The 14807-nt window shown below is 63.0% G+C and carries 17 protein-coding genes and 1 pseudogene; 12 read left to right on the top strand and 6 right to left on the bottom strand.

Annotated elements, in window-relative coordinates; translation table 11 throughout:
• Nucleotides 1–15 precede the first annotated feature (15 nt).
• The 4 genes from Q1W70_RS12030 to pilG all read right to left on the bottom strand — a co-directional run bounded on the left by Q1W70_RS12030 (nucleotide 16) and on the right by pilG (nucleotide 3553).
• Nucleotides 16–2076, bottom strand: a complete 2061-nt coding sequence (locus tag Q1W70_RS12030) for a methyl-accepting chemotaxis protein (protein WP_182342735.1) — start codon at nucleotides 2074–2076, stop codon at nucleotides 16–18.
• 99 nt (nucleotides 2077–2175) lie between these two features.
• Nucleotides 2176–2715 carry a chemotaxis protein CheW gene (locus Q1W70_RS12025; RefSeq protein WP_166592588.1) on the bottom strand — a complete coding sequence of 180 codons (540 nt, stop codon included), beginning with the start codon at nucleotides 2713–2715 and terminating at the stop codon, nucleotides 2176–2178.
• Nucleotides 2716–2725: 10 nt separating this feature from the next.
• Nucleotides 2726–3091, bottom strand: a complete 366-nt coding sequence (gene pilH, locus Q1W70_RS12020; protein WP_166592587.1) for a twitching motility response regulator PilH — start codon at nucleotides 3089–3091, stop codon at nucleotides 2726–2728.
• Between the two features lie 57 nt (nucleotides 3092–3148).
• A complete protein-coding gene (gene pilG, locus Q1W70_RS12015) occupies nucleotides 3149–3553 on the bottom strand; it encodes a twitching motility response regulator PilG (RefSeq protein ID WP_166592586.1) in 405 nt (134 codons plus the stop codon).
• A 281-nt stretch (nucleotides 3554–3834) separates the two neighbouring features.
• On the opposite strand from pilG, the gene gshB reads away from it, so the two are divergent.
• From gshB to Q1W70_RS11980, 7 genes are all read left to right on the top strand, one after another.
• Complete coding sequence (gshB, locus tag Q1W70_RS12010; protein ID WP_166592585.1) at nucleotides 3835–4788, top strand: glutathione synthase; 954 nt, start codon at nucleotides 3835–3837, stop codon at nucleotides 4786–4788.
• Nucleotides 4789–4865: 77 nt separating this feature from the next.
• A complete protein-coding gene (locus Q1W70_RS12005) occupies nucleotides 4866–5765 on the top strand; it encodes an energy transducer TonB (protein ID WP_166592584.1) in 900 nt (299 codons plus the stop codon).
• Nucleotides 5766–5886: 121 nt separating this feature from the next.
• Entirely contained in the window at nucleotides 5887–6459 is a 573-nt protein-coding gene (locus tag Q1W70_RS12000; RefSeq protein ID WP_166592583.1) for a YqgE/AlgH family protein, read from the top strand.
• Nucleotides 6459–6896, top strand: coding sequence for a Holliday junction resolvase RuvX (gene ruvX / locus Q1W70_RS11995; protein WP_008007435.1), 438 nt, complete (start codon nucleotides 6459–6461; stop codon nucleotides 6894–6896). The genes Q1W70_RS12000 and ruvX overlap by 1 nt, the downstream gene beginning before the upstream one ends.
• An 81-nt stretch (nucleotides 6897–6977) precedes the next feature.
• A complete protein-coding gene (gene pyrR / locus Q1W70_RS11990; protein WP_166592582.1) occupies nucleotides 6978–7481 on the top strand; it encodes a bifunctional pyr operon transcriptional regulator/uracil phosphoribosyltransferase PyrR in 504 nt (167 codons plus the stop codon).
• Nucleotides 7482–7508: 27 nt separating this feature from the next.
• On the top strand, nucleotides 7509–8513 hold the full coding sequence (locus tag Q1W70_RS11985; RefSeq protein ID WP_095164512.1) for an aspartate carbamoyltransferase catalytic subunit: 1005 nt from the start codon (nucleotides 7509–7511) through the stop codon (nucleotides 8511–8513).
• Complete coding sequence (locus Q1W70_RS11980) at nucleotides 8510–9781, top strand: dihydroorotase (RefSeq protein ID WP_166592581.1); 1272 nt, start codon at nucleotides 8510–8512, stop codon at nucleotides 9779–9781. The genes Q1W70_RS11985 and Q1W70_RS11980 overlap by 4 nt, the downstream gene beginning before the upstream one ends.
• Before the next feature lie 51 nt (nucleotides 9782–9832).
• Here the strand turns inward: Q1W70_RS11980 and Q1W70_RS11975 are convergent, their stop codons facing one another.
• Complete coding sequence (locus tag Q1W70_RS11975; protein ID WP_166592580.1) at nucleotides 9833–10264, bottom strand: NINE protein; 432 nt, start codon at nucleotides 10262–10264, stop codon at nucleotides 9833–9835.
• Between the two features lie 250 nt (nucleotides 10265–10514).
• Between Q1W70_RS11975 and Q1W70_RS11970 the strand changes: the two genes are divergently transcribed.
• Nucleotides 10515–11135 carry a C40 family peptidase gene (locus Q1W70_RS11970; RefSeq protein WP_166592579.1) on the top strand — a complete coding sequence of 207 codons (621 nt, stop codon included), beginning with the start codon at nucleotides 10515–10517 and terminating at the stop codon, nucleotides 11133–11135.
• Between the two features lie 71 nt (nucleotides 11136–11206).
• On the opposite strand, the gene Q1W70_RS11965 is transcribed toward Q1W70_RS11970, so the two are convergent.
• Entirely contained in the window at nucleotides 11207–12241 is a 1035-nt protein-coding gene (locus Q1W70_RS11965; RefSeq protein WP_166592578.1) for a type IV pilus twitching motility protein PilT, read from the bottom strand.
• A gap of 56 nt (nucleotides 12242–12297) precedes the next feature.
• On the opposite strand from Q1W70_RS11965, the pseudogene Q1W70_RS11960 reads away from it, so the two are divergent.
• From Q1W70_RS11960 to Q1W70_RS11945, 4 genes and pseudogenes are all read left to right on the top strand, one after another.
• Nucleotides 12298–12991, top strand: a pseudogene (locus Q1W70_RS11960) (YggS family pyridoxal phosphate-dependent enzyme).
• A 54-nt stretch (nucleotides 12992–13045) separates the two neighbouring features.
• Nucleotides 13046–13864 (top strand): pyrroline-5-carboxylate reductase, encoded by an 819-nt coding sequence (proC, locus tag Q1W70_RS11955; RefSeq protein WP_166592576.1) that lies wholly within the window; start codon nucleotides 13046–13048, stop codon nucleotides 13862–13864.
• Between the two features lie 10 nt (nucleotides 13865–13874).
• Nucleotides 13875–14465 (top strand): YggT family protein, encoded by a 591-nt coding sequence (locus Q1W70_RS11950; protein ID WP_166592575.1) that lies wholly within the window; start codon nucleotides 13875–13877, stop codon nucleotides 14463–14465.
• Entirely contained in the window at nucleotides 14465–14761 is a 297-nt protein-coding gene (locus Q1W70_RS11945) for a DUF167 domain-containing protein (protein ID WP_095164528.1), read from the top strand. The genes Q1W70_RS11950 and Q1W70_RS11945 overlap by 1 nt, the downstream gene beginning before the upstream one ends.
• The last annotated feature ends 46 nt before the right edge of the window (nucleotides 14762–14807 follow it).

The following is a 14807-nucleotide window of genomic DNA, read 5'->3' as shown; positions in this document are numbered from 1 at the left end:
TGCAGCGTGCCGGGTTCAGTGCTTGTCGGTTCCGCGCTCCGGTACCGCCGGCAAGGTGAAGCCGGACACCGAGCGCCGCAGCTGACTGGCCATTTTCGCCAGGTTGCCAATGCTCTCGGCGGTGGCCGTGGAGCCCGACGAGGTTTGCGTGGTGATCTGCTGGATCACGTTCATGGTCAAGGAAATCTGCCCCGCCGACGACGTCTGTTGCTGCGCCGCATTGGAAATACTCTGGATCAGCGCGGCGAGGGTTTTCGAAACGCCTTCGATTTCTTCCAGGGCGACTCCAGCATCCTGCGCCAGCCGCGCGCCGCGCACCACCTCGGTGGTGGTCTGCTCCATGGAGATGACCGCCTCATTGGTATCGGTCTGGATCGCCCGCACCAGGGTTTCGATCTGCCGGGTGGCGGCGGACGAACGTTCAGCCAGGCGCTGCACCTCGTCGGCCACCACGGCAAACCCGCGCCCGGCGTCGCCGGCCATGGAGGCCTGGATCGCCGCGTTGAGGGCCAGGATATTGGTCTGGTCGGCGATGTCGTCGATCAGGCTGACGATATCGCCGATTTCCTGGGACGACTCGCCCAGCCGCTTGATGCGCTTGGCGGTGTCCTGGATCTGTTCACGAATGTTGTCCATGCCGTGAATGGTGTTGTGCACCACCTCGTTGCCCTTGTTGGCGATTTCCACCGAGCGCTCGGCCACGGCCGATGACTCGGCGGCGTTCGCCGACACCTGGTCGATGGACTGGGCCATGTCGTTGATCGAGGCCGATGCTTCGCTGATCTGCTGGGCCTGATGCTCCGAGGCCTGGGCCAGGTGCATCGCGGTGGCCTGGGTTTCCTGCACGGCGGCGGCGACCTGGCCGGCGGTGAGGTTGATGGTGGCCACCAGGTCGCGCAGTTGGTCGACCGAGTAGTTGATGGAGTCGGCAATGGTCCCGGTGAAGTCTTCCGTCACCGAGGCCGTCACGGTCAGGTCGCCGTCTGCCAGGTCTTCGATTTCGTCGAGCAGGCGCATGATCGCGTTCTGGTTGCGTTCGTTCTTCTCGGCGGTTTCGCGCAACTGGCGGTTGGTTTCACGCACCATCACCAGGCCGATCAGGATGATCGAGGCCAGCGCGAGCAGGCCCAGCACGTAACCGCCGATGGTATCGGTGGAACGCCCGCCCACCAGGTTTTCGAAGCCGTTGGCCAGGTGCGAGGCCTCCTCCAGCAGGGTCTGCGACAGGTTGAAGATATTGCCCGCCGACTCGCGGACCTTGAACAGTTGGGGCGAGGTTTCGAGGATTTCGTCCACCGACCCCGAGACGAACTGGAACAGCTCGGCGATCTCGGTCAAACGGGCGCGGGCATCGCGGTCCTCGACCTGGCTGATCTTGAGCGCCGGATTGCCCTGCAGCATGCCGTTGAGCACCTGGCCGAAGCGCGCAGCGTCCCGGCCAAACACGTCGGCGGCCTGCTGGGCGTTTTCATCGCCGGCCAGCACGGTGTTGACCGCCCCAAGGATGCGCTCGGCCAGCAGCGACTGGCGCTGGGCCATGGCCACCTGAGTGGCTGGCGCGCCGCGCTGCAGCAGGATTTCGACGACTTTTTCGTACTCGACCTGCAACTGCGGCACGGTCTCGGCCAGTGTCGCGGCCACCTGGTGCAGCGACAGCACGGTCTGCTCACTGGAGAGGATCGCGTCAGTGTTTTTCAGCAAGCGCTCCCAATCCAGTTGCACGGCGCGCATTTGCGGACGCACCGCCGCCGGAGCTGGCGGCAGGCCGGTGACGGGGTCGCCTTTCTTCAGGTAGCTCCAGCGCTGCGCAAAGTCATTGCGCGCATCGCTGAGCAGCTTGAACGCCGCGGCTTTGCCGGCAGCCGCTTCGGTGGCGTTCTTGGCAATACGCTGGGACAACACGCGCAATTCACCGGCATGGCCGATGTACTGCTTGTCGTAGGAGGCCTGGGTGTTGAGGTAGGCAAAGTTGGCGAACAACAACACGATGAACACGATCAGCGCGATGAACAGCGCAATGATCTGCGAACGACTGCGCGTTCCATCGCTTGAGGTGCCCGTGTTGACTTTAATCATCGCTCTTCGCCTGTTGACCCACATTGTGAAACCCGTCCGGCGTCCTTGCGCGTGCTGCGCACTCGAACGCAGCCTTCGGCAGCTGCTACAGGTACCCGCCTACACCGCTACATCCATGAAGCGTGGAGACTGCGCCACGGCAAACGGACTGAACACCTGCCAGCGTTGTTCGCGCTCGAACCGGCCCTTGATGAACGTCGCTGCCGGGTCGTCCTGGCTACCCAGCGCTCCCGGTTCGAACCGGGCCTGATCGAAGTGCTGCATGCCCAGCACCTCATCGACCATCAGCCCGACGAACACCTCCTTGTACTCGACCACCAGGACCCGGCGCTGCTTGCGCTGAGCCGACAACTCGGCGCCCAGAAAGCCGCACAGGTCCATCACCGGCAGCAAGCGGCCACGCAGGTTGGCCACCCCCCTGACCCACGGCTTGACCCCCGGCAACTGGGTCAGGCGCGGCTCATGCAGGACTTCGCTGACCTCGCCCATGGGCGCCACGTACCAGTGTTCGCCCAGGCGAAAGCCAATGCCGCTCCAGCCGTGATTGCGGGTGGGCTGGGACGGCAAGTCAGCGGCCAGCAAGCGGCAACGCTGGTCAATCTGCAGCAGCAGTTCAAAGGCGCTCAGCGACTCGGCCATGGCGCGGCCGTCAGCCTGCCAGCACGGCGTTCAGGGTCTTGATCAGGGTGTCTTCGTCCACCGGCTTGGTCAGGTAGTCCTTGGCGCCCTGGCGAGTGCCCCAGACCTTGTCGGTCTCCTGGTCCTTGGTGGTGATGATGATCACCGGAATATGGCCGGTCTCCGGGTCCTTGGTCAGTTGACGGGTCGCCTGGAAGCCGTTGAGGCCGGGCATGACGATGTCCATCAAGACCGCGTCGGGCTTTTCCTGACGGGCCAGCGCCACGCCATCGGCACCGTTCTGCGCCTTCAACACTTCATGGCCGTGCTTTTCCAGCATGCCGGTGAGTTTGTACATTTCGGTCGGCGAGTCATCGACGATCAGAATACGTGCCATGGTCTTCCCCATTCTTGTAGACACCAGGCCGGTTGGCCGGGCATCACTGTGCGTGTCTTACAGCGGCGCATCGGCAGCGAAGCCCGGTACATGAGCGCGAATCGCGTTCAACAGTTCTTCCTTGCTGAATGGCTTGGTCAAAAACTGATCGGAACCGACAATCCGCCCCTTGGCCTTGTCGAACAGCCCGTCCTTGGACGACAGCATGATCACGGGCGTGGCTTTGAACGCGCTGTTGTTCTTGATTAAAGCGCAGGTCTGATAACCATCCAGACGCGGCATCATGATGTCGACAAAGATGATCCCCGGATGATTGTCGGCAATCTTGGCCAGCGCATCAAAACCATCGATGGCGGTGATCACCTCGCAACCCGCATTGCGCAACAAGGTTTCAGCGGTGCGGCGAATGGTCTTCGAATCGTCGATCACCATGACCTTCAGGGCGTTGGAATGCTGTTCCATATCTGCTCTACCATCGCCTGGGCGAATCAGTTTGTCCGTTTGCGGCTGCCCGTTGGCTCGAAACCCTTGATGATCAAGGGCCAGCGCGACATGCCAGCCTTTTTAGCACAGTCTCCATGTCCAATCTATCGGCCGACCCGCGAGGCGGTTTTTCCTTGACCGGGAACCCACCGGGCGCCACTCTGACGCCACTTTTTCTGGCCTTCGGCTGGTCTTCTGCAGGCGCGGGCTTGCTCGTTCCTAAACCAGACATCCAGCCCTTCAAACTCGAGGAAACACCCATGAGCGTTCGCGTCGGGATTGTCATGGACCCTATCGCCAGCATTTCCTATAAAAAGGATAGTTCGCTGGCCATGCTGCTGGCCGCCCAGGCGCGCGGCTGGGAACTGTTCTATATGGAGCAGAGCGACCTGTACCAGGGCGAAGGTGAGGCGCGCGCGCGCATGCGACCGTTGAAAGTCTTCGCCGACCCGCAGAAATGGTTCGAGCTGCAAGCCGAGACCGACGCGCTGCTGAGCGACCTGGATGTGATCCTGATGCGCAAGGATCCGCCTTTCGACATGGAGTTCGTCTACTCCACCTACCTGCTCGAGCAAGCGGAGCGCGCCGGTGTTCTGGTGGTCAACAAGCCCCAGAGCCTGCGCGACTGCAATGAAAAGCTGTTCGCCACCCTGTTCCCCCAGTGCACCCCGCCGACCGTGGTCAGCCGCCGCGCCGACGTGTTGCGCGAGTTCGCCGCCAAACACGGCGATGTGATCCTCAAGCCGCTGGACGGCATGGGCGGCACCTCGATCTTCCGTCATCGCGCGGGCGATCCGAACCTGTCGGTGATCCTCGAGACCCTGACCGCCCTGGGCACCCAGCAGATCATGGGCCAGGCCTACCTGCCGGCAATCAAGGACGGCGACAAGCGCATCCTGATGATCGACGGTGAGCCGGTGGACTACTGCCTGGCGCGCATACCGGCCCAGGGCGAAACCCGCGGCAACCTGGCCGCCGGCGGCCGTGGTGAAGCGCGTCCACTGAGCGACAAGGACCGCTGGATCGCCGCCCAGGTTGGCCCGACCCTGCGGGAAAAAGGCCTGCTGTTCGTCGGCCTCGACGTGATTGGTGAGCACCTGACCGAAATCAACGTCACCAGCCCGACCTGCATTCGCGAGATCGACAATGCCTTTGGCACGAACATCGGCGAAATGCTGATGGCGGCCATCGATCAGAAGCTCAAGGCGCGTTGATATAGAACCCCCAAGGGCAGACCAACATTGCGTTATCATGCGCGGCCTGTGCAAAACGCGATGTTGGTTTCCTTGTCATGACCCTGCCGTCCGATCTGCCCCCTGAACTCGCCCACCGCGGCGTGCGCCCGGCCGATCGCCTGGGATTTACCCTGTTCCTGGCGGCGCTGATCCACCTGGCGCTGATCCTCGGCCTGGGTTTTACCTTTGCCGAACCCAAGCAGATCAGTAGGACCCTGGAAATCACCCTCGCCACCTTCAAAAGCGAGACCCAGCCGAAAAAAGCCGATTTCCTGGCCCAGGAAAATCAGCAAGGCAGCGGCACCCTGGATAAAAAGGCGATCCCCAAGACCACCGAGATCGCGCCGTTCCAGGACAACAAGGTGCAAAAGGTCACGCCACCGCCCACGGTCAAGCCCCAGGTACCGGTCGCCGCCCCCAAGGCCGCCGTGACCACCGTGGCGCCAGCACCGAAGAAAGCCGCGACCAAGAAAGAAGAAGTGAAGTCGGCGCCGACCCCCAAGCCGGTGACGCCGACTTTCGACAGCGCCCAGCTGTCCAGCGACATCGCCAGCCTCGAGGCGGAACTGGCCAACGAACAACAGTTGTACGCCAAGCGCCCGCGCATCCACCGCCTGAGCGCGGCCTCGACCATGCGCGACAAGGGGGCCTGGTACAAGGATGCATGGCGCAAGAAGGTCGAGCGCATCGGCAACCTGAACTATCCCGACGAAGCGCGGCGTCAACAGATCTACGGCAATTTGCGCCTGATGGTCTCGATCAACCGCGACGGCTCGCTGTATGAAGTGCTGGTCCTGGAGTCTTCCGGGCAGCCGCTGCTGGACCAGGCCGCCCAACGCATCGTGCGCCTGGCAGCGCCCTTTGCGCCTTTTACTGGCGACCTGGCGGACATCGACCGGCTGGAGATCATCCGCACCTGGAGGTTTGCCCGCGGGGATCGGTTGTCCAGCAATTGAACAGCACCAAACCCTGTGGGAGCGGGCGCCCACAGGGGTCTGAGTTAATCGCGGATATTCAGGGCATTTCCTGCGCATCCCCAGCTTGTCAGTTTGCCCCTCCAACGCCACACTAGCGCACATGAAAAACGTCATCCCCAGCTACCTCAAGCATCACTTCCTGATCGCCATGCCTCATATGGCCGACCCGAACTTTGCGCACACCTTGACCTACATCGTCGAGCACACGGCCAATGGTGCCATGGGGCTGGTGATCAACCGCCCGCAAGACCTGAGCCTGGCGGATATTCTTGAGCAATTGCGCCCCGACGTCGAACCTCCGGTGTTGTGCCAGCACGTGCCGATTTTCACCGGTGGCCCGGTGCAGACCGACCGTGGTTTTGTGCTGCACCCCTCGGGCATGACATTCCAGGCGACCGTTGATCTGGAAGGTGGATTGTCTCTGTCTACCTCCCAGGACGTGCTGTTTGCCATCGCCGACGGCGTGGGCCCGGCCAAGAGCCTGATTGCCCTCGGTTATGCCGGCTGGGAAGCCGGGCAACTGGAAGCCGAACTGGCCGACAACGCCTGGCTGACCTGCCCGTTCGACACCGACATCCTGTTCAACACCAGCAGCGAACTGCGCCTGGACGCGGCGGCCAAGCACCTGGGCGTCAACCTCAGCCTGCTCACCAGCCAGGCGGGGCACGCCTGATGGCCCTGCGTCTGATCCTCGGTTTTGACTACGGCACCAAACAGATCGGCGTGGCCGTTGGCCAGGTGATTACCGGCCAGGCCCGCGAGCTGTGCACCCTCAAGGCGCAAAATGGCATCCCCGACTGGAATCAGGTCGAAGCCCTGATCAAGGAGTGGAAGCCCGACGCGGTGGTGGTTGGCTTGCCGCTGAACATGGACGGCACGCCCAGCGACATGTGCCTGCGCGCGGAGAAATTCGCCCGACGCCTCAATGGCCGCTACAACCTGCCGTTCTATACCCACGATGAGCGCCTGACCACCTTCGAGGCCAAAGGCGAACGCCTGGTCCGTGGCGGGCAGAAAGGCAGCTACCGCGACAACCCGGTCGACGCCATCGCCGCCGCCCTGCTGCTGCAAGGCTGGCTCGATGAAAACAGCGCACTGTTCGAATCCTGAAGAGCCGCAGCAAGCGTCTCTCTTAGCTACAACCCGAGCCTCTCCCTGCAAGTCCCGGCTCGGGCCCAAGAAGGAGCAACCATGAGCCTGCCCAATCCCGCCGAACTGATCAGCCAGATGGCGACCCAGCTTGACGCCTACCTGGCCAAACGCGGCATCAGCGAACCGCGCTACATCGGCATTCGCACCGGCGGCGTGTGGGTCGCTCAGGCCCTGCTCGAAGCATTGGGCAGCGACGCGCCACTGGGTACCCTGGACGTTTCCTTCTACCGCGACGACTTCAGCCAGAATGGCCTGCACCCGCAAGTGCGCCCTTCAGCCCTGCCCTTCGAGATCGAAGGCCAGCACCTGGTGCTGATTGACGACGTGCTGATGAGCGGGCGGACCATCCGCGCCGCCATGAACGAACTCTTCGACTATGGCCGCCCCGCCAGCGTGACCCTGGTCTGCCTGCTGGACCTGGACGCCGGCGAGCTGCCGATCCGCCCGAACGTGGTCGGTGCAACCCTGTCCCTGGCCGCCCACGAACGGGTCAAGCTGTCCGGTCCGGAACTTGCGCTCGAACTGCAAGACCTCGCCCTTTAATCCGCCCTATTGAGAGTCCCCCTCGCGATGACGCCTCTAGATACCAAGCGCCCGCTGCAGCTCAATGATCAGGGCCAGCTGCGCCACTTCCTCTCCCTCGACGGCCTGCGCCGCGAGCTGTTGACGGAAATCCTCGACACCGCCGACTCGTTCCTCGAAGTCGGCGCCCGGGCGGTGAAAAAAGTCCCGTTGCTGCGCGGCAAGACCGTGTGCAACGTGTTCTTCGAGAACTCCACCCGTACCCGCACCACCTTCGAACTGGCGGCCCAGCGGCTGTCGGCGGACGTCATCACCCTCAATGTGTCCACGTCGTCGGCGAGCAAGGGCGAAACCCTGCTCGACACCCTGCGCAACCTTGAGGCCATGGCGGCCGACATGTTCGTCGTGCGCCACGGCGACTCCGGCGCCGCGCACTTCATTGCCGAGCATGTCTGCCCGCAAGTGGCGATCATCAACGGCGGTGACGGCCGGCATGCCCACCCGACCCAGGGCATGCTCGACATGCTCACCATCCGTCGGCACAAGGGCAGCTTCGAGAACCTTTCGGTGGCCATTGTCGGCGACATCCTGCACTCGCGGGTCGCACGCTCGAACATGCTGGCGCTGAAAACCCTCGGCTGCCCGGACATCCGCGTGATCGCGCCGAAAACCCTGCTGCCGATCGGCATCGAGCAATACGGCGTGAAGGTCTACACCGACATGACTGAAGGCCTGAAGGATGTCGACGTAGTGATCATGCTGCGCCTGCAACGTGAACGCATGACCGGTGGCCTGCTGCCGAGCGAAGGTGAGTTCTATCGCTTGTTCGGCCTGACCACCGCACGCCTGGCCGGCGCCAAGCCGGACTGCATCGTCATGCACCCGGGGCCGATCAACCGCGGGGTGGAGATCGAGTCGGCGGTGGCCGACGGTCCGCACTCGGTGATTCTCAACCAGGTGACCTACGGGATCGCCATTCGTATGGCCGTGTTGTCCATGGCCATGAGCGGGCAGACTGCCCAGCGCCAATTCGAGCAGGAGAACGCCCAGTGAAGCTCAGCATTCTCGGCGCCCGCGTCATCGATCCAAGCAGCGGCCTGGATCAAGTCACCGATATCCACATCGAAGCCTGCAAGATCGTCGCCCTGGGCGCCGCTCCCGCCGGTTTCGTCGCCGCTCAGACCATCGAGGCCCAGGGCCTGGTTGTCGCGCCCGGGCTGGTCGACCTCAACGTCGCGCTGCGCGAACCGGGTTACAGCCGCAAAGGCACGATTGCCAGCGAAACCCGCGCCGCCGCGGCCGGTGGCGTCACCAGCCTGTGCTGTCCGCCCCGTACCAAACCGGTGCTGGACACCTCGGCCGTGGCCGAACTGATCCTCGACCGCGCCCGCGAAGCCGGCAATGCCAAGGTGTTCCCGATCGGCGCCCTGAGCAAGGGCCTGGAGGGCGAGCAACTGGCCGAGCTGATTGCCCTGCGCGACACCGGTTGCGTGGCCTTCGGCAACGGCCTGGACAGCTTCCGCAACACCCGCACCCTGTGCCGGGCCCTGGAATATGCCGCCACCTTTGACCTGACGGTGATCTTCCACTCCCAGGACCATGACCTGGCCGAAGGTGGCCTGGCCCACGAAGGCCCGACCGCCAGCTTCCTCGGCCTGCCGGGGATTCCCGAAACCGCGGAAACCGTGGCCCTGGCCCGAGACCTGCTGCTGGTGGAGCAAACCGGGGTGCGTGCGCACTTCAGCCAGCTCACCAGTGCCCGCGGCGTGGCCCTGATCGCTCAGGCCCAGGCGCGTGGATTGCCGGTGACTGCCGATGTGGCGCTGTATCAGTTGATCCTCACCGACGAGGCGCTGATCGACTTCAACAGCCTGTACCACGTGCAACCGCCACTGCGCACCCGCGCCGACCGCGATGGCCTGCGCGAGGCGGTGAAGTCCGGGGTGGTGCAAGCCATCTCCAGCCATCACCAGCCCCACGAGCGCGACGCCAAGCTGGCACCGTTCGGCGCTACCGAACCCGGCATCAGCAGCGTTGAACTGTTGCTGCCGTTGGCCATGACCCTGGTCGAAGACGGCCTGCTCGACCTGCCGACCCTGCTGGCACGCCTCAGCGCCGGCCCGGCCGAGGCCCTGCGCCTGCCGGCGGGCAAGCTGGCGGTGGGTGCTGCGGCTGACCTGGTGGTGTTCGACCCGGCCGCCTCGACCGTGGCCGGCGAGACCTGGCTGTCGAAGGGCGAAAACTGCCCGTTCCTCGGCCATAGCCTGCCGGGCGTGGTGCGCTACACCCTGGTGGATGGACGGATCAGCCACCAGGCCTGAACCGTGTCGCTCCAATCGCGGGCAGGCGCAGCGCCGCCTGCCCGCGATGCTTTACTGGAAAGCGCCGCGATTCTGCGCGTTGCGCACAGAAACCTGATCGTTCAGGGTCCAGAAGTCATACAACACCCCCAGAAAGAACAACCCGCCCGTCACCAGGTACAGCAAACCGCTGATCCACTTCCCCTGATACATGCGGTGTATACCGAACACGCCAAGGAACGTCAGCAGAATCCAGGCCACGTTGTATTCGATCGGCCCTGCGGTAAAACGTAGATCCGCTTCACGGTCCATGGCCGGGATCAGGAACAGGTCGATCAGCCAGCCGATGCCCAGCAAACCAAACGTGAAAAACCAGATCGTGCCGGTCACCGGCTTGCCGTAATAGAAGCGGTGTGCCCCGGTAAAACCGAAAATCCACAACAGATAACCGATCACCTTGCTGTGGGTGTCCTGGGGTGAAACATCCTGACGATAGGTGTTCATGTAGTCCCTCATATGCCGCGATAGAAAAATAATTTTGTGACTTGTGTGACTTTTTTATGTCGTGCCGACAAGTGGTTTGTCTGTCCGGCACTTCCCGCAAAGCCTTGTACCACCTGACTTGTGTCCGACAATCAAGCCAATTTGCCGCCGCTTCGCCGGTTTTGAGCCCCGGTTTGAATCGACCAACGGCCCCGAAAAGGACAAAAAAGCTGTTATAAAGTTGCGCGTTCCCAATATAGAGCCTTGCCTAATGCGTCCATTTTTCAAGACATGGCTAACCATTTGCCTATTATTGCCACTGGCCGCCCACGCCACCAATCGTGAGCAACGTCTTCCAAACGTTAATGGTTACACCCCTAAATCTCATGTTTCTGCCGTTACCAGCAAAAACAAACACAGCGTAAAAAGCCCACAACTGAGCAAGGCCAACAGCTCGCTGGTGCCGCCGATGGCCACCAAGCAGAGCAGCGATGTCCTGAGTCGCGCGGTCAATGTGCTCGGTACCCCGTATCGTTGGGGTGGCAGCAGCCCAAGTAAAGGCTTTGATTGCAGCGGCCTGGTGAAATACGCCTTCAATGACGTAGCCGCCGTCGATCTGCCGCGTACCTCCAATGCCATGGCCTCCGGCCACGGGCTGAAAGTCGATCGCAAGGATCTGAAACCCGGCGACCTGATTTTCTTCAAACTCAAGAGCCGCAGGGTCAATCATGTTGCCATCTACCTGGGCAACGACCGCTTCATCCACGCACCACGCCGTGGCAAGTCGGTTTCCATCGACACCCTGAAGAAGCCGTACTGGGATAACCACTACGTGGTTGCCAAGCGGGTTCTGCCAAAAGAGCCGAACACCATGCGGATTGTTCAGCGCTGAGTTGAGCTGAGTCAAAGCAAGATCAACAGATCGCAGCCGGTGGCATTCCCGCCGGCTGCGATTTTTTGCATTTACAGGCCTTCGGCCGAGCGCGCCCGCTCTCGCGCATGCTCACGACTGATCAACCCCCTGCCCAGCAACGACCTCAGGCTCATGTCCAGGGTCTGCATGCCCAGCGCGCCCCCCGTCTGGATCGCCGAATACATCTGCGCCACCTTGTCCTCGCGGATCAGGTTACGGATTGCCGGGGTACCCAGCATGATCTCGTGGGCCGCCACCCGGCCGCCTCCGACCTTCTTCACCAGCGCCTGGGACACCACCGCCTGCAGCGACTCCGAGAGCATCGAGCGGACCATGGCCTTCTCGTCACCGGGAAACACATCCACCACCCGGTCGACGGTTTTCGCCGCCGAACTGGTGTGCAACGTGCCGAACACCAGGTGCCCGGTCTCGGCCGCGGTGAGGGCCAGGCGAATGGTTTCCAGGTCCCGCATCTCCCCCACCAGGATCACGTCCGGGTCCTCGCGCAGGGCCGAACGCAGCGCAGCCGCGAAGCTGTGGCTATCGCGGTGCACTTCGCGCTGATTGATCAGGCATTTGCGCGGCTCGTGGACAAACTCGATCGGGTCTTCAATGGTCAGGATGTGCTGATGCCGGTGGCTGTTGAGGTGATCGATCATGGCCGCCAGAGTGGTCGACTTGCCGGAGCCCGTCGGCCCCGTGACCAGCACCAGGCCCCGTGGCATCTCGGCAATACGACGAAACACATCCCCCAGGCCCAGCGCGTCCAGGCTCGGCACCTTCGACGGGATGATGCGCAATACCGCGCCCGGCCCCCGGTGCTGATGGAAGACATTGACCCGAAAGCGCGCCACGCCCGGCGCCGAGTAGCAGAAGTCGAGTTCCAGCGCCTGCGCGAACGCGGCTTGCTGTGATTCGCTCATGAGCCCGTTGATCAGCGCCGTCACCTGCCGGGCGTCCTGTGGCGGCAGGTTGATCCGCCGCACATCACCATCGACCCGGATCATCGGTGGCAGGCCGGTGGACAAGTGCAAGTCGCAGGCGCCCTGTTTGACGCTGAAGGCCAGCAGCTCAGTGATATCCATAGCACCCCTCAATTCCAGTAGAATGCCGCGAACCTCAGACTGCCGGCGTCCCTTGAATGTCCACGATAGCAGACAACATCTCCCAGGTAGCGGCACGCATCCGCCGTGCTGAACAGGCCGCGCAACGTGTCGCAGACAGCGTCCAGACTGCTGGCCGTGAGCAAGACCAAACCCGCCGCCGCCGTGCGCGAAGCGTACGCTGCCGGGGTCCGCGACTTTGGCGAAAACTACCTGCAGGAAGCCTTGGGCAAGCAACGGGAATTGACCGACCTGCCCTTGTGTTGGCACTTCATCGGCCCCATTCAATCGAACAAGACGCGAGATATCGCGCAAAACTTCGCTTGGGTGCACTCCGTGGATCGCTTGAAAATCGCACAACGCCTGTCCGAACAACGCCCCGCCGAGCTGCCGCCCCTGAACATCTGCATCCAGGTCAACGTCAGCGGTGAAGCCAGCAAGTCCGGTTGCACCCCGGCCGACCTGCCGGCCCTGGCGGCGGCGATCAGCGCCCTGCCGCACCTGACCTTGCGCGGATTGATGGCGATTCCCGAGCCCACCGACGATCGCGCCGAGCAGGATGCCGCCTTTGCTGCCGTACGCGAGCTGAACAAAAGCCTGCAAGACAGCCTCAACCTGCCGCTCGACACACTGTCCATGGGCATGAGCCACGACCTCGAGTCGGCCATTGCCCAAGGCGCCACCTGGGTCCGGATCGGTACAGCCCTGTTTGGTGCGCGCGACTATCCGTAAAAACATGGCCAGCCAAGAACCCTGGCTGGCACTCCACTTTAAAAAGGACCTGACATGAGCAAGACGCGTATTGCCTTTATCGGTGCCGGAAACATGGCCGCCAGCCTGATCGGCGGCCTGCGGGCCAAGGGCCTGGATGCCGCACAGATTCGCGCCAGCGATCCAGGCGCCGAGACCCGTGCGCGGGTGGCCGCAGAGCACGGCATTGAAGTATTCGCCGACAACGCAGACGCCATCGCCGGCGCCGATGTGGTGGTGCTGGCAGTCAAGCCGCAGGCAATGAAAGCCGTCTGCGAGGCGCTGCGCCCGAGCCTGCAACCGCAGCAACTGGTGGTTTCGATTGCCGCTGGCATCACCTGCGCCAGCATGAACAACTGGCTCGGCGCCCAGCCGATCGTGCGCTGCATGCCCAACACGCCGGCCCTGCTGCGCCAGGGCGTGAGCGGCCTGTTCGCGACCGCCCAGGTCACGGCCGAGCAACGCCAGCAAGCACAAGACCTGTTGTCGGCCGTGGGCATCGCTCTGTGGCTGGATCAAGAGCAGCAACTGGATGCCGTCACCGCCGTGTCTGGCAGTGGCCCGGCGTATTTCTTCCTGCTGATCGAAGCCATGACCGCCGCGGGCGAGAAGCTCGGCCTGCCACGGGAAACCGCAGCCCAACTGACCTTGCAAACCGCACTCGGCGCCGCGCACATGGCGGTTGCCAGTGACGTCGACGCCGCTGAACTGCGCCGCCGCGTCACTTCACCTGCCGGCACCACCGAAGCGGCGATCAAGGCCTTCCAGGCCGGCGGTTTCGAAGCCCTGGTGGAACACGCACTGGGTGCCGCTGCACACCGTTCAGCCGAGATGGCTGAGCAACTGGGTCAATAAGGAGCCATACATGATTGGATTGAACACTGCAGCGGTGTACGTGCTGCAAACCCTCGGCAGCCTGTACCTGCTGATCGTACTGCTGCGCTTTGTGCTGCAACTGGTGCGGGCCAACTTCTACAACCCGCTGTGCCAGTTCGCCGTGAAGGCCACCCAACCCCTGCTCAAGCCACTGCGCCGGATCATTCCGAGCGTGTTCGGCCTCGACATGTCGTCGCTGGTCCTGGCAATCCTGGTGCAACTGGCGTTGATGGCCCTGACCCTGCTGCTGACTTACGGCACCACCGGCAACCCACTGCAGCTGCTGATCTGGTCGCTTATCGGGGTCACCGCGCTGTTCCTCAACATCTTCTTCTATGCCCTGATCATCAGTGTGATCCTTTCGTGGGTCGCGCCTGGCAGCCATAACCCGGGTGCCGAACTGGTCAATCAGATCTGCGAGCCGGCCCTGGCGCCATTCCGCAAGATCCTGCCTAACCTGGGCGGCCTGGACATTTCGCCAATCCTGGCGTTCATGGTGCTCAAGCTGATCGACATGCTGGTGATCAACAACCTTGCCGCCATGACCCAGATGCCGGAAATCCTGCGCCTGCTGATCTGATGAGCTATTACCGCTGGGACGGCGCGGACCTGATCCTCGAATGCCACCTGCAACCGGCGGCCCGCAGCGATGATTTCGCGGGCCTGCACGGTGATCGCCTGAAGATCCGCCTCACCGCCCCACCGGTCGAAGGCAAGGCCAACGCCTACCTGATGGCTTTCCTGGCCAAGGCCTTTGGCGTCTCCAAGAGCCAGGTGAGCCTGCTCAGCGGCGAGCTGAGCCGGCAGAAGCGGGTGCGGATCTGCTCACCACAGAAGCTCCCGGACTTGCCGGATCTGGTGCGACAGCCTGGGTGACCGCGTCATCGTTCATCGCGGGCAAGCCACGCTCCCACATGGGAAT

Origin of the sequence: Pseudomonas kielensis, from assembly GCF_030505375.1 — a bacterium.
GTDB lineage: Bacteria > Pseudomonadota > Gammaproteobacteria > Pseudomonadales > Pseudomonadaceae > Aquipseudomonas > Aquipseudomonas kielensis.
This window is presented reverse-complemented; position numbering and strand designations above follow the sequence as displayed.